At 65.9% G+C, this 14,082-nt stretch carries 10 protein-coding genes and 4 pseudogenes; 8 read left to right on the top strand and 6 right to left on the bottom strand.

What is annotated here, in order from left to right; translation table 11 throughout:
* The first annotated feature begins 3 nt into the window (after positions 1-3).
* A pseudogene (leuA, locus tag Q427_RS14495) lies at positions 4-1,718 on the top strand (2-isopropylmalate synthase).
* Positions 1,719-1,853: 135 nt separating this feature from the next.
* Here leuA and epmB read toward each other — a convergent pair.
* A complete protein-coding gene (gene epmB, locus Q427_RS14490; protein ID WP_081786018.1) occupies positions 1,854-2,900 on the bottom strand; it encodes an EF-P beta-lysylation protein EpmB in 1,047 nt (348 codons plus the stop codon).
* A 100-nt stretch (positions 2,901-3,000) separates the two neighbouring features.
* On the opposite strand from epmB, the gene efp reads away from it, so the two are divergent.
* Positions 3,001-3,567 (top strand): elongation factor P, encoded by a 567-nt coding sequence (gene efp, locus Q427_RS14485; protein WP_043515117.1) that lies wholly within the window; start codon positions 3,001-3,003, stop codon positions 3,565-3,567.
* Between the two features lie 276 nt (positions 3,568-3,843).
* Positions 3,844-4,817, top strand: a pseudogene (gene epmA / locus Q427_RS14480) (EF-P lysine aminoacylase EpmA).
* A gap of 58 nt (positions 4,818-4,875) precedes the next feature.
* On the opposite strand, the gene asd reads toward epmA, so the two are convergent.
* The 3 genes and pseudogenes from asd to rsgA form a co-directional block, all read right to left on the bottom strand.
* A complete protein-coding gene (asd, locus tag Q427_RS14475) occupies positions 4,876-5,718 on the bottom strand; it encodes an archaetidylserine decarboxylase (RefSeq protein WP_043515115.1) in 843 nt (280 codons plus the stop codon).
* Positions 5,719-5,869: 151 nt separating this feature from the next.
* Positions 5,870-6,700, bottom strand: a complete 831-nt coding sequence (locus Q427_RS14470) for a sulfurtransferase (protein ID WP_043515113.1) — start codon at positions 6,698-6,700, stop codon at positions 5,870-5,872.
* A 37-nt stretch (positions 6,701-6,737) separates the two neighbouring features.
* Positions 6,738-7,771: pseudogene (gene rsgA, locus Q427_RS14465) on the bottom strand (small ribosomal subunit biogenesis GTPase RsgA).
* Between the two features lie 85 nt (positions 7,772-7,856).
* Here rsgA and orn point away from each other — a divergent pair.
* Positions 7,857-8,441 (top strand): oligoribonuclease, encoded by a 585-nt coding sequence (orn, locus tag Q427_RS14460; protein WP_043515111.1) that lies wholly within the window; start codon positions 7,857-7,859, stop codon positions 8,439-8,441.
* 235 nt (positions 8,442-8,676) lie between these two features.
* On the opposite strand, the gene queG is transcribed toward orn, so the two are convergent.
* The gene (queG, locus tag Q427_RS14455) at positions 8,677-9,777 is read right to left on the bottom strand and encodes a tRNA epoxyqueuosine(34) reductase QueG (protein WP_043515108.1); all 1,101 of its coding nucleotides are present in this window, start codon (positions 9,775-9,777) and stop codon (positions 8,677-8,679) included.
* Positions 9,778-10,068: 291 nt separating this feature from the next.
* Between queG and Q427_RS34160 the strand changes: the two genes are divergently transcribed.
* On the top strand, positions 10,069-10,506 hold the full coding sequence (locus Q427_RS34160; RefSeq protein WP_231613712.1) for an FAD-binding oxidoreductase: 438 nt from the start codon (positions 10,069-10,071) through the stop codon (positions 10,504-10,506).
* 144 nt (positions 10,507-10,650) lie between these two features.
* Positions 10,651-11,220, top strand: coding sequence for an FAD-binding oxidoreductase (locus Q427_RS34155; RefSeq protein ID WP_231613711.1), 570 nt, complete (start codon positions 10,651-10,653; stop codon positions 11,218-11,220).
* A 68-nt stretch (positions 11,221-11,288) separates the two neighbouring features.
* Here Q427_RS34155 and hpaI read toward each other — a convergent pair.
* Positions 11,289-12,052 (bottom strand): annotated as a pseudogene (gene hpaI, locus Q427_RS14445) (4-hydroxy-2-oxoheptanedioate aldolase).
* A gap of 162 nt (positions 12,053-12,214) precedes the next feature.
* Between hpaI and dgoD the strand changes: the two are divergent.
* Together dgoD and Q427_RS14435 are read left to right on the top strand one after the other, a co-directional pair.
* Positions 12,215-13,360, top strand: coding sequence for a galactonate dehydratase (gene dgoD, locus Q427_RS14440; RefSeq protein ID WP_231613710.1), 1,146 nt, complete (start codon positions 12,215-12,217; stop codon positions 13,358-13,360).
* Positions 13,354-14,082 (top strand): 2-dehydro-3-deoxygalactonokinase (locus Q427_RS14435; protein ID WP_043515105.1); only part of this gene is annotated, 729 nt, incomplete at its 3' end. The genes dgoD and Q427_RS14435, both read left to right, overlap by 7 nt.

Here is a 14,082-nt window from a genome sequence, read left to right as displayed (position 1 = left end):
GCCATGATGATCGATAACCCCGCCGCCAAGTACCGCCCCTTCGTCGCCGTCGATCTTCCCGATCGCCAGTGGCCGAGCAAACGTATCGAGACACCGCCGCTGTGGTGCAGCGTCGATCTGCGCGACGGCAACCAGGCGCTGATCGATCCCATGGATCACGAGCGCAAGCAGCGGTTCTTCGACCTGCTGGTCAAGATCGGCTTCAAGCAGATCGAAGTTGGGTTTCCCTCGGCATCCCAGACTGACTTCGACTTCGTTCGTGCCCTCATCGAGCAGGACAAGGTGCCCGATGACGTGACCATCCAGGTGCTGACCCAGGCGCGGCCGCACCTGATCGACCGTACCTTCGAGTCCCTCAAGGGCGCCAGGAATGCCATCGTCCACGTCTATAACGCCACCGACCCGGTCTTTCGCCGCGTGGTGTTCGGCGTCAGCAAGGCGGAGTGCATCGGCATCGCCGTGGATGCCACCACCCAGATCCGGCAGCGCATGAGCGAAGCCCCCGAGACCAACTGGACCTTCCAGTACTCACCGGAGCTGTTCACCACCACCGAGATGGACTTTGCCAAAGAGGTGGTCGAGGCGGTGATGGAGGCCTACGGGGCGACCCCCGAGGAGCCGATGATCGTCAACCTGCCTGCCACCGTGGAGGCGGCCACACCCAACAACTATGCCGATCAGGTGGAGTGGTTCTGCCGCAACGTGAAGCACCGTGACAGCCTGATCGTCAGCGTGCACCCGCACAATGACCGGGGCACCGGCGTGGCAGCGGCCGAACTGACGGTCATGGCCGGGGCCGACCGGGTCGAGGGCACCCTGTTCGGCAACGGCGAGCGCACCGGCAACGTGGACATCGTGACGCTTGCCATGAACCTCTACACCCAGGGGGTGCACCCCGGCCTCGATTTCTCCAACATCACGCCGATCATGCGTGAGGTGGAGTACTGCAACCAGTTGCCGGTGCATCCGCGTCATCCCTACGTGGGCGACCTGGTGTTCACGGCGTTTTCCGGCTCCCACCAGGATGCGATCAAGAAAGGCATGGCGGAGCGTCGTGCCGACCCCGAGGCGGTCTGGGAGGTGCCCTATCTGCCCATCGACCCCCTTGATGTGGGGCGCAGCTACGAGGCGGTGATTCGTGTCAACAGCCAGTCGGGGAAGGGGGGCATCTCCTATCTGCTGGAGCAGGAGCACGGTATCGAGCTGCCCCGCCGACTCTCCATCGAGTTCAGCCATGTGGTGCAGGAGGTGGCGGATCGTACGGCCAAGGAGATCACCTCTCAGATGATCTACCAGGCCTTCGCCGACGAGTACCTCGACAAGCGCGAACCCATGGCGCTGGTCAATCACCGGCTCTCCTCCGACCCGGACAGCCCCAAGGTGAGACTCGAGGCGACCATCGAGGAGCGCGGTGAGCGCCGCACTATCCAGGGGGAGGGCAATGGGCCGCTGGCCGCCTACATCAAGGCCCTGGCCGCCGCCGGCCACGACGTGGAGATCATCGACTACCACGAGCACTCCCGTGGTCAGGGCTCGGACGCGAGGCGATCGCCTATGTGGAGGTGCGCATCGCGGGCGAGGCGGTGTTCGGTGTCGGCATCGACGAGAGCATCACGACCGCGTCCATGAAAGCGGTGGTCAGCGCCATCAACCGTCATGTCTCGACCCAGGCGCCGGCGGCGAATGTGACTGCCGAGTCGCTGGCGGTGGCGAAGTAGCAGAATCGCGGCTGATCCGGCGACAGGCCTGTGCGGGGGCGCTGTGAACCCGTCCCTGGGCGCTACCGATGCCATCCCTGGCATAGGACCCCCGCTTCGGCCTGTCCCCGGCGCCGCTCGCCTTGGTGCTTGCCGCTATAGCGGCGTCTTGCTCGCCTCGCCGGGGACCTCCCGAACGAGGCGGGGCATCAGGAAGCCAGGCAGTAGCTCCCTCAGGCCCGCGACCAGTTCGCGGGCTTCCTCGTCTGCCACGTCGAAGTGGGCGGCACCCGCCACCGGGTCGAGCACATGGAGGTAGTAGGGCAGGATGCCGGCCTCGAAGAGCCGCTCGGAGAGGCTGGTCAGGGCATCGACGCTGTCGTTGACGCCTCGCAGCAGTACGCTCTGGTTGAGCAGCGTGACGCCCGCGCCTTTCAGCCGCTCGCAGGCTGCCACCACCGCGTCATCGATCTCGTTGGCATGGTTGATATGCAGTACCACCACCTTCTGCAGGCGCGTTGCCGAGAGCCAGCCGAGCAGAGCGTCATCCACTCGGTCGGGGATCACCACTGGCAAGCGGGTGTGAATGCGCAGCCGCTTGAGGTGGGGGATGGTATCGAGCCGCTCCACCAGCCAGGCCAGCTGGCGGTCGCTGGCGGCCAGCGGGTCGCCCCCGGAGAGGATCGCTTCGCTGATCGAGGTGTCGCCGCGTAGATACTCGAGGGAGTCATCCCACTGGCTGCGGGAAGGCGCGTTCTGCTCGTAGGGAAAGTGGCGGCGGAAGCAGTAGCGGCAGTTAACCGCACAGACGGGACTGGCGACCAGCAGGACGCGGCCGGCGTACTTGTGGATCAGCCCCCTTGCCGGGGTGTGGTCGGCTTCCTCCAGGGGGTCGGCGACGTAGCCCGGTACCACCTCGCCTTCGGCGGCCAGCGGCAGCACCTGACGCAGCAGAGGGTCGTCAGGGTCGCCGTGGCGCATGCGTGCCAGGAAAGCCTCCGGGACGCGTACGTCGAAAAGTTCATGTCCGCGCTCGGCCCCCGGCAGCCAGCCGTCATCGAGGCCCAGGCGGCGACACAGTTCACCTGGATCGCGAATGGCGTCCGAGAGCTGGGCTTGCCAGGCGGAGGGCAGAATCAAGGGCACCGTGTCAGGCTGCGATGTCGCCTGTCTCTGCAAAACGACGGGGCTTCGGGTTATCATGCGGCACACCAGTCACATAGGCGAGGGCTTGGCCCCTCGTCGATTTCATATCCGCGCGTCCAGGCGAAGCTGTGACACGCTCGATCATCCGAGGGGCAATATGGCGAACTATTCTACCAACGAATTCAAGGGCGGGCTGAAGGTGATGCTGGATGGCGACCCTTGCTCGATCGTCGAGAACGAATTGGTCAAGCCGGGCAAGGGGCAGGCCTTCAGCCGGGTCAAGCTGCGCAACCTGATCACCGGCCGCGTCTGGGAACGTACCTTCAAGTCGGGCGACTCCCTTGAAGGTGCCGATGTGATGGATCTGGAAATGGAATACCTCTATAACGACGGCGACATGTGGTATTTCATGAAGACCGATGGTTCCTTCGAGCAGTATGCGGTGGAGAAGAAGGCGCTGGGAGACACGGCCAAGTGGCTCAAGGAGCAGGTGGCCTACACCGTGACCCTGTGGAACGACAACGCCATCAGTGTGACGCCGCCCAACTTCATCGAGCTGGAAGTGGTCGAGACCGATCCGGGCCTCAAGGGCGATACCGCCCAGGGAGGCTCCAAGCCGGCCACGCTCTCCTCCGGCGCCGTGGTGCGCGTGCCGCTGTTTATCAATCAGGGCGAGGTGCTCAAGATCGATACCCGCTCCGGCGAGTACGTTTCACGAGCATAAGCGATCGCCCAACAAGCGAAACTGGGGGTAGGCTATCGCAGGTAGCTTCCTTCGCTCGGGGCTGATCTGGGGACAAGCCTGCGAGGAGGCGCTGTGAATACCTCCCTGTACGCTACCGACGCCATCCATGGCGTCGGACCTCCTCTTCGGCTTGCCCCCAGCGCCCCTCGCTTTGCGCAACAGCGGTAGCCCTGTCGCCGACAAGCCGCGGTTCCATGCTGCCTAACGCAGGCCACGCTTATTCGGCGTGGCCTCCATCGTTCTGGAGAATGTGTCATGGCGACTGACTGGCGCCCCACCGCAAGCATCGACACGCTGCGCGAGCGGGCACGATTGCTGGCTCAGGTGCGGGGGTTCTTTGCCGCCCGGAATGTGCTCGAGGTGGAAACGCCGGTGCTGGGCCACGGCGGCAGTACCGACGTGCATCTGACGTCGCTGTCGCTTGCGGCGACAACCTCGGCGGGGCGCGAGCGGCTGTGGCTGCAAACCTCGCCGGAGTTTCACATGAAGCGACTGCTGGCCGCCGGTAGCGGGCCGATCTTCCAGCTCGCGCGCAGCTTTCGGGACGGCGAGGTGGGCCGTCGCCACAACATCGAGTTCACCATGCTGGAGTGGTACCGCCCGGGCTTCTCCCTCGACCAGCTGATCGAGGAGACGGCTGCGTTGATTCTGGCGGTGCTGGGGCGGGCCCCGGGGCCGTTGCGCCGTCGCCGCTACCGGGAATTGTTCCGCGAGGCGCTGGGCTCGATCCGTTTCGCATCGAGCTCGACTCGCTGCGCCGGGTCGCCGCTGAGCGCGGCGGCCTCGACATGCAAGACGCGCCCCGTGACGATTGCCTCGACCTGCTGATGGGCCTGGTCATCGAGCCGGGGCTGGGCCGGGAGGGACTCGACGTGGTGGTGGATTATCCGGCCAGTCAGGCGGCCCTGGCGCGGCGTCATCGTGACCCGGAGGATGGCGAGTGGGTGGCCTCGCGTTTCGAGGTCTATGCGCAGGGACTGGAGCTGGCCAACGGCTACGATGAGCTCATCGATGCCGATGAGCAGCGCGTGCGCTTCGTCGAGGACAATGCATCTCGTCGCCGGCTGGGCCTGCCGGAGGTGGACGTCGACGAGCGCCTGCTGGCGGCCATCGAGAGTGGCATGCCGGCAGGCTGCGGGGTCGCACTGGGTATGGATCGGCTGATCCAGCTGGCGCTTGGGAGGCAGAGCGTGGCGGAGGTGATGGCCTTCGCCACGCCGCGTTGTTAGAGCGGTATCTCAAACGTTAAGGATTTTCGCCGCTTCGGCCTGTCCTCGGTGCCCCTCGCTATGAAATGCCAAAATCTCCTAACGACTGGCCCATGGTCACGGTGGTCTTGGGCGCCAGCGTCTCGTCGAAATCGACCTTGCCGGCGAAGGCCATCACCACCGTGGAGCCGAGCTTGAACCGGCCCATCTCCGCGCCACGCTCCAGGCGTACCGGGGTGTCGAAGCGCACGCGCTGCACTTGCCCCGAGAGTGGGGTGATCTGGCCGGCCCACACCGTCTCGATGGCGGCGACGATCATCGCTCCCACCAGCACCACCACCATGGGGCCCTGCTCGGTATCGAAGTGGCAGACCAGGCGCTCGTTGCGGGCGAAGAGATTGGGCACGTGGTCGGTGGTGGCCGAGTTGACCGAGAAGAGCCGCCCCGGCACGTAGACCATCTCGGTCAGGGTGCCGGCCAGCGGCATGTGTACGCGGTGATAATCCTTGGGGGAGAGGTAGACGTTGGCGTAGCTGCCGCCGGTGTAGCGCCGTGCGGCTTTTGCGTCGCCACCGAGCAGGTCCTCCATCGAGAAGCGGTGCCCCTTGGCCTGCAGCAGTCGGTCCGCCTCGATGGCGCCGAACTGGGAGAGGGTGCCGTCGGCGGGGCAGAGCAGCCCGTCGCCCAGGGGGCGGGCATCCGGCTTGAGCGCCCGGGTGAAGAAGTCGTTGAAGGTGGCGTAGGCCGTGGGGTCGGGCTCGAGGGCCTCGTGCATGTCCACCTTGAAGCGCTTGATGAAGGCGCGGATCAAGGCGTTCTTCAGCCAGGGCTGGCGACATTCGGCGAACTTGCCCACCAGCCTCGACAGCAGGTGGTGAGGGATGGGGTATTGGATCAGGGCGAATAGTTTGGCGAGAGACAAGGTAAAGATTCCGTTGTTGCCTTGGTTGGCGCCACTCGGACAAGGCGATTTTCGACAATCGAGTCCGAAACCCTGGCTCGCTCGTGCCAGCGGCCTCGATAAGGGCGCTTCGCTGCCTGCCCGAGTGGCGTACTTAGGTTATGTGTCCGGTCTACTTCTCTATCGGCGTATCGTCGCGGTTGCCCCACTCCTTCCAGGAGCCGGCGTAGCCGCGAATCTTCTCGAAGCCAAGCGCTCTGCCCACCAGCCAGGTGAAGCCGCTACGGTGGTGGCTCTGGCAGTGGGTGACCACTTCCATGTCCGGGGTGAGGCCCAGCGCTTCCAGTTCGATGATCAGCTCCGCATAGTCACGGATACGCAGGGCGCGCTCCTTGTCCATGGCCTGGGTCCACTCCATGTTCACCGCGCCGGGAATATGGCCAAGCTTACGGTTTTCGCCTTTCTCGCCACGGTACTCTTCCGGCGAACGGGCATCCCAGATGGCGAAGCCCTTCTCGCCGAGGCGCTCCAGTAGCTCGCTGCGGTCGATGGCTACCTCGGGATGCAGGATCTCGGCTTCGTACTCGCTGGGAGAGGGCTTGCGGGGCTCGGTGGAGACGGGTTGCCCGGCCTGGCGCCAGGCGTGGATGCCGCCGTTGAGATAGGAGTAGCGGCCATGTCCGATCAGATCCAGGGTCCATAGCAGGCGACCGGCCCAGCCGCCGCCCTCGTCGTCATAGGCCACCACATGGGTGTCGCGTGTCAGGCCAAGCTCCGAGAAGAGGCGCGATAGCGAATCGATGCTGGGCACCTCGCAGGGGACGGCGCCTTCGCCACGCATGAGTCTGCGGAAATCGAGATACACGGCGCCGGGTACATGACCTTGCTCATGGCTCTCGGCCTTGAGCGGTACGTCGATGATCAGAAGTTGAGGATCGTCCAGGTGCTCGGCAAGCTGTTCGGGTTCGACGATCAGCGGCAGCAGGTTCTCTTCTGAACTCATGGCGCTCTCCTTGACTCATTGTCGCGATGTGACCGAATCAGGTCTCGTTGAGACTCTCGACGATGCGGCGATAACTGGCAAAGCGTTCCGGATGCACGTCCCCGCGCTCCACGGCTTCTAGCAGGGCGCACCCCGGCTCCTGTCGGTGGCGGCAGTCGCGAAAGCGGCAGTGCCCCAGCAGGTCGCGAAACTCGATGAAGCCTTCGGCGACCTGCTGCTCGTCCAGGTGGACCAGCCCGAACTCACGAATGCCGGGAGAATCGATCAGTTCGGCTTTCTCGGCGGTGGGCAGGTCATAGAGGCGTGCGGTGGTGGTGGTATGGGTGCCCTTGCGTGAATCCTTCGACAGCGCCCCGATGCGGAGTTCCTCGTCCGGCAGCAGGCGGTCGATGAGCGATGACTTGCCCACGCCGCTTTGCCCGACGAAGACCGAGGTGCGTTCGGCGAGGCAGGCGTGCAGTGCCTCCAGGCCGTCTCCCCGGGCCGTGGTAGAGGTCACCACGCATAGCCCAGGGCCTCGTAGCGGCGGAGCAGCTCCGTCAGCTCGCCGCCATCCTCCGGCAGGAGGTCGATCTTGTTGAGCACCAGTACCGGCGCGATGCCGGTTGCCTCGGCGGCCACCAGGTAACGGTCGATCAGGTTGGGGTGGGGCGCGGGCTCCACGGCGAAGACGATCAGGATCTGGTCGATATTGGCGGCCACGGGCTTGAGCTGACCTCGGGCATCGGGGCGCTCCAGTACGTTCTGTCGCTCGGAACGAGCCACCACGACGCCGTCCACGACATTGCCGCTGCTGTCATGAGCGGCGCGCCAGACGACCCTGTCGCCGGTGACCAGGCCCTCGAGGTTGGCACGCAGGTGGCAGCGCACCGGGTCGCCACCGCCATCGCCGCGAACGTCCAGGGTGCGCCCGAAATGGGCGATCACGCGGCCGGGCTGCTCTGGGCCGTATTCGCCGGCAGCGAGCTTCCGGGAATCCTGGACATCGCGCTGCTCGGAGCGGCGCGCGCGTTCGGCCTGGACCTTTTCGATACGCCAGCGCTGCTGGCGGCTCAACTTGCGTTTGCTCATGGGCACCCGAAGATCGTTACAATGGTGGCATTGTAACCAGCGTGGCCCGGCCTGTCCTGCTGTGCCCGCTTTTCTGGAGCTGCCCATGAAGGATTCCACTCAACCGCGCCAGGATCTGCTGGTGTGGATCGATCTCGAAATGACCGGGCTTGATCCGGAGCGCGAGCGCATCATCGAAGTGGCCACCCTGATCACCGACGGTGAGCTGAATCTGATCGCCGAAGGGCCTGTGCTGGCCGTTCACCAGCCCGATAGCCTGCTGGCGGCGATGGATGACTGGAACCAGGCCACCCACGGCGAGTCGGGGCTGGTGGAGCGCGTGAAGGCGAGCACTGTCGATACCACAGAGGCTGAGAAGCGAACCCTCGGCTTTCTCATGGCTTACGTCACCCCGGGGTCATCCCCGATGTGCGGCAACAGCGTACACCAGGACCGGCGCTTCCTGGAGCGGGAGATGCCAGCGCTGCTGGACTTCTTCCACTACCGCAATCTGGATGTTTCGACGCTCAAGGAGCTGGCCAAGCGCTGGAACCCCGGCGCCCTGGCCGGCTTTCACAAGCGCAATACCCACCAGGCGCTGGACGACATCCGTGAATCGGTGGCCGAGCTGGCCCACTATCGCAATACGTTTCTGCGGCTGGCCGGCAGCGAGCGCGACGAGGAGGAGTGACCGGGCTTCGCTCGAAGCTGTAAGCCGTAAGCTTGAAGCCGGAAGAACGACGCTGCGTGTCTGGAAGATGTGGCGCCGGGCTAGGCAGGGGCTCCTGCGTGAGCGGCGCCGGGGACAGGTCGGAGAGGAGGTCCGATTCCAGGGATGGAATCGGTAGCGCCCAGGGAAGGGTTCACAGCGCCTCCTCGAAGACCTGTCGCCGGTAAAGCCGCGTTTCCTGGCGCCAGCCTCAGCCTCAGCCGCTGGCGATAAGCCGCGAGCGCTTCTCCCGTTGCCGCTCGAGCGCCCAGCGCACGTGCTCGCGGACCAGGTCGGAAGGGTAGGCGAGGCGGGCGCGCAGTGCAGCCTCCACCGTTTCGCTCCAGGGGGCGTTGCCCAGCCCCACCGCCAGGTTGCGCAGCCAGCGCTCATAGCCGATGCGGCGGATCGGGCTGCCGGCGGTCTTGTCCAGGAACTCCTCCTCACCCCAGGCGAACAGCGATACCAGGCTGGCCCGATCCAGGTCGTGGCGGGGGGCGAAATCGGCCTCGCTGGTSGCGCGGGTGAARCGGGTGAAGGGGCAGACCAGCTGACAGTCGTCGCAGCCGAACACCCGGTTGCCCATGGCCTCGCGGTAGCGCTCGGGGATGGCGCCGAACAGCTCGATGGTGAGATAGGAGATACAGGCCCTGGCGTCCACCACCCGATCCTCGACAATGGCGCCGGTGGGGCAGGCGGTGCGGCAGGCACTGCAACTGCCGCAGTGGTCGGTGTCGAAGGGCGGATCCACCGGCAGCGGCAGGTCGACGTAGAGTTCGCCGAGGAAGAACAGCGAGCCTGCCTTCGGGTTGAGCAGCATGGCGTTCTTGCCCACCCAGCCGAGGCCCGCCTTGCGTGCCAGCGCCCGTTCCATCACCGGGGCCGAGTCGACGAAGGCGCGGTAGCCATAGGGACCTGCCTTCTCTTCGATCCGTTTGGCCAGGGTCGCCAGGCGCTTGCGCATCAGCTTGTGATAGTCACGGCCCACGGCATAGCGTGAGACGTAGGCGGTAGCCGGCTGGCCCAGCACCTTGGCGCTCTCCACCTCGGCGGGCAGGTAGTCGAGACGGACGCTGACGACCCGAATGGTGCCGGGGATGAGCTCCTCCGGGCGGGTGCGCTTGGTACCATGCTTGGCCATGAAGCCCATTTCGCCATGATGGCCGGCGTCCAGCCAGCGCTGCAGGTAGCGCTCGTCGTCAGCCAGGTCGACATCCGTGATACCCACCTGCTGGAAGCCCAGCTCGCGCCCCCAGGTCTTGATGGTATCGGCCAGGGTGGCGAGATCGCTATCGTCCAGGGTTGCCGGATGCGTCATGATCGAGAAAAAACCGGGTAAATGCGTGCAGGTGGGATTGGCGCAGGCGTCATAGGGCTTACACTCTCATGATAAAGCATCCTTTGCAGGGGAGACACCGGATGTCGACAAACCAAGACGGCAAGATACCGTCGGCCACGCTGAGGCCGCTTTATCGGGCCGCGCAGGTCCAGGAACTCGACCGTCGTACCATCGCGGCGGGGATCGAGGGCTTCGCGCTGATGCAGCGGGCGGCCACAGCGGCCTGGCAGAGCTCAAGTCTCGCTGSCCGSSGCYGACGGCGGCGAGCTGGTGATCAGTCTGGAGCGCCTGGAGCGCATCCGCGACATCGACCCGGTCAACTTCACCATGACGGTGGATGCCGGCTGCATTCTGGAAACCATCAAGCAGGCGGCCGCCGAGCATGACTGCGACTTCCCCCTCTCGCTGGGCGCCCAGGGCAGCTGTCAGATCGGCGGCAATATTGCCACCAACGCCGGCGGCCTCAACGTGCTGCGCCACGGCATGATGCGTCAGTTGGTGCTCGGGCTGGAGGTGGTGCTGCCCGACGGCCGGGTGTGGGACGGCCTGACCGCCCTGCACAAGGACAACCGCGGCTATGCGCTGTCGCAGCTGTTCCTCGGCAGCGAGGGGACGCTCGGCATCGTCACCGGGGCGGTACTCAAACTATCGCCCCGCGCCATCCAGAGCCGCACGGCGCTGCTCGGGCTGCCTCGGTGGAGGCGGTGATCGCCTCTATAGCCGGGCGCGGCGCGACTGCAGCGACCTGCTCAGCGCCTTCGAGCTGATCCCCCGGCGCTGCCTGGAGCTGGCCATGGAGGCCACCCCCGAGCTCACCGACCCGCTGGATGCGCCCCACCCTGGTACGTGCTGATGGAGGTCAGTGCCAGCGGCGCCCTGGACCTGGATGCCATGCTCGAACAGTTACTGGCGCAGGGCATGGAGGCCGACCTGATACAGGACGGCGCCTTGGCCTCGAGCGATGCCCAGGCGGCGCGGCTGTGGCAGTTCCGGGAGAGCATGCTGGAGGGGCAGCGGCGTCGCGGGGAACACCTGCGCACCGATATCTCGGTGCCCATCTCGGCAATCCCCGACTTCGTATCGCGGGCCAGCCGGGCGATCCTCGAACGCTCCCCTGACTGCGAGATCATCGCCTACGGCCACGTGGGCGACGGCAACCTGCACTTCAACATCCTGCCGCCGCCGGAGCTTCCTGACGCGCAGAAGAAGGCCCACCTGCATGAACTGGAGAGCCGGCTCTTCGAGGTCCTCGATGAATTCGGCGGCAGCATCAGCGCCGAGCATGGCATCGGGCGCACCAAGCAGACCGCCTACCTCGACCGCCTCTCGCCGGTGGAGCGAGAGCTGGTGGAAGGCATCAAGGCGCTGTTCGACCCGGCCGGGTTGATGAACCCGGGGCGGATACTGCCCGACAAACGCTGACGTTGACACGCGGGTTTATGCAGGTCGATCCATCGCTCGGGGCTGATCTGKCGACAAGCCTAAAGCCGTCAGGCCGGGCGAAATCGCCCGGCCAGGCCGCGCAGCCCTTCGGCCAGCACCAGGGCACTCGACCCCACCCCGACGAAGCCGCATCCCGCCGCCCAGGTAGCCGCGGGCCTCGGCCTCGTCGAGGGTGATGATCCCGGCGGCCTTTCCGGCGGCTCGGATTCGCGCGATGCGTCGTCGATAGCCGCGCGCACCTCGGGATGCCCGGGATTGCCGCGATGCCCCATGCCGCGGAGAGATCCGCCGGACCGATGAACAGCCCGTCCACTCCCTCCACCGCCGCAATGGCCTCCAGATTGGCCAGCGCCTGGGGGCTCTCCAGCTGAAGGATCAGGCAGACTTCATCGTCGGCGTGGATCAGGTAGTCCTCGATCTGCCCCCACCGCGAGGCCCTGGCCAGGGCGCTGCCCATGCCGCGTACGCCCTCGGGGGGATAGCGGGTGGCGGCCACCACCTGAGCGGCCTGTTCCGCCGTCTCCACCATCGGGATCAGAAGGTTCTGCACGCCAATGTCCAGATACTGCTTGATCAGCGCGGTGTCGCCCTGTGGTGGGCGCACCACTGGCGTACTGGTGTAGGGCGCGATGGCCTGTAGCTGGCCCAGCAGGCTGGCCAGGTCATTGGGCGCATGCTCGCCGTCCAGCAGCAGCCAGTCGAAGTCGGCGGTAGCTGCCAGCTCCGCCACGTAGGGGCTGGCCAGGCCCAGCCAAATGCCAGTCATGGGCTCGCCGCGGAGCAGGCGCTGCTTGAATGCATTCTTGTTCATGAGGTTCCGGAACTCCTTGCGTGTAGCGTCTACCTTGACACTAGCTGACAGGATATCAATCGATAACGGGCCTTCATATAATATACTTGTCATACAAGCATACTTGGCGCCATAGTTGTCCATCATGTGGGCTGCTGACGTTCGACCATTCGAGGAGCAGAGATGAGGATTACCCGACTCAGGACCTGGCAGGTGCCGCCGCGCTGGCTCTTTCTCAAGATCGAGACCGACGCCGGCTGCTACGGTTGGGGCGAGCCGGTCATCGAGGGTCGTGCCGCCACCGTGGAGGCCGCCGTCCACGAACTGTCCGACTGCCTCATCGGTCAGGACCCCCATCGCATCGAGCACCTCTGGAACCGGATGTACCGGGGCGGCTTCTATCGCGGCGGGCCCATCCTGATGAGCGCCATCGCCGGTATCGACCAGGCGCTGTGGGACCTCAAGGGTCGCGATCTGGGGGTGCCGGTTCATCAGCTGCTGGGCGGAGCGGTGCGTGACCGCATGCGCATGTACGCCTGGACCGGCGGCGATCGCCCCAGCGACGTCGGGGCGGGCGCCAGGGCGCTGGTGGCTCAGGGCTTCACCGCCTTCAAGATGAACGGTACAGCGGAGCTGGCGATCGTCGATTCCCACCGTGAGGTCGACGAGGCGGTAGCCCGGCTGGCAGAGGCCCGTGAGGCCGTAGGCCCCGATGTGGGCATCGCCATTGACTTCCACGGCCGTGTACATCGCCCCATGGCCAAGGCGCTGCTGCGCGAGCTGGAGCCTTCCACCAATGTTCGTCGAGGAGCCGGTGGCCCCCGAGCACCTGCCTGCCTCAAGGAGATTGCCGGCGGGCTCGGCTACCCCCTGGCCACCGGCGAGCGGCTGTATACCCGCTTCCAGTTTCGCGATCTGCTGGCCGACGGCATGACCGACATCGTGCAGCCCGACCTCTCCCACTGCGGCGGCATCAGCGAGGGGCTGAAGATCGCCACCCTGGCTTCAGCCCACGACGTGGCGCTGGCGCCCCACTGCCCGCTGGGCCCGCTGACCCTGGCCGCCTCACTGCAGCTGGATGCCGTCTGCCACAACGCCTTCATACAAGAGCAGAGCATGGGCATTCATTACAATCGGGACAACGACGTTCTCGACTACCTTGTCGACAAGACGGCGCTGGCCATCGAGGAGGGCTTCTGCGCCATTCCCCAGGGGCCGGGGCTCGGCGTGGAGATCGACGAGGCCTTCGTCGAGGAGCGAGCCAAGGTCGGCCATCGCTGGCGCAACCCACTGTGGACCCATGAAGACGGCTCGGTGGCCGAATGGTGAGCGTCAGCGTGGCCGAGCGGGTTTGCTGGATCGGCGTCGACTGGGGGTCCAGCCGGCTGCGCGCCTGGGCGCTGGACATCAATGACGAGGTCCTGGCCTGCGGCAGCAGCGAACGCGGCATGCTCTCGCTGGCCCCCAGCGAATATGAAAGCACACTACTGCAGGTGATCGGTGACTGGCTGCCCGACAGCGGYCGCCTGGACGTGCTGATCTGCGGCATGGCCGGTGCGCGCCAGGGCTGGCGAGAGGCCGCCTACCTGACGCTGCCGACCCGCCTGGATGCCCTGGCCCGAGGTGCTGTGGCACCGCCGTGCCAGGATCCACGGTTATGGGTCCGACTGCTACCGGGACTCTCCCAGACCACTGCCGGCCAATACGACGTGATGCGCGGCGAGGAGACCCAACTCGCCGGGCTGGTCGCGGGTGAGCCCGAGGCCTCGGGACTCGTCTGCCTGCCCGGCACACACGCCAAGTGGGCCCGCCTCGAGCTTGGCTCGCTCAGCCATTTCAGCACCTACCTCACCGGCGAGCTATACGCGCTGCTGGCCAGTCAGTCGGTGCTGAGGCACTCCCTGGATCACGGACAGACCGAGGACGACCTGGCTGACGCCGGCTGTCGGGAGGCCTTTGTCACGGCCGTCCAGGAGAGCCTGGCCGCGCCGGGGCGCTATTCGGCCAGTCTCTTCGGTCTGCGCGCCGCCGACCTGCTGGACGCCAGCCTG

The sequence above is a fragment of the Halomonas sp. BC04 genome (assembly GCF_000568385.1).
Note: the sequence above shows the minus strand (reverse complement) of the source record. Positions and strands in the feature narration are given on the sequence as shown.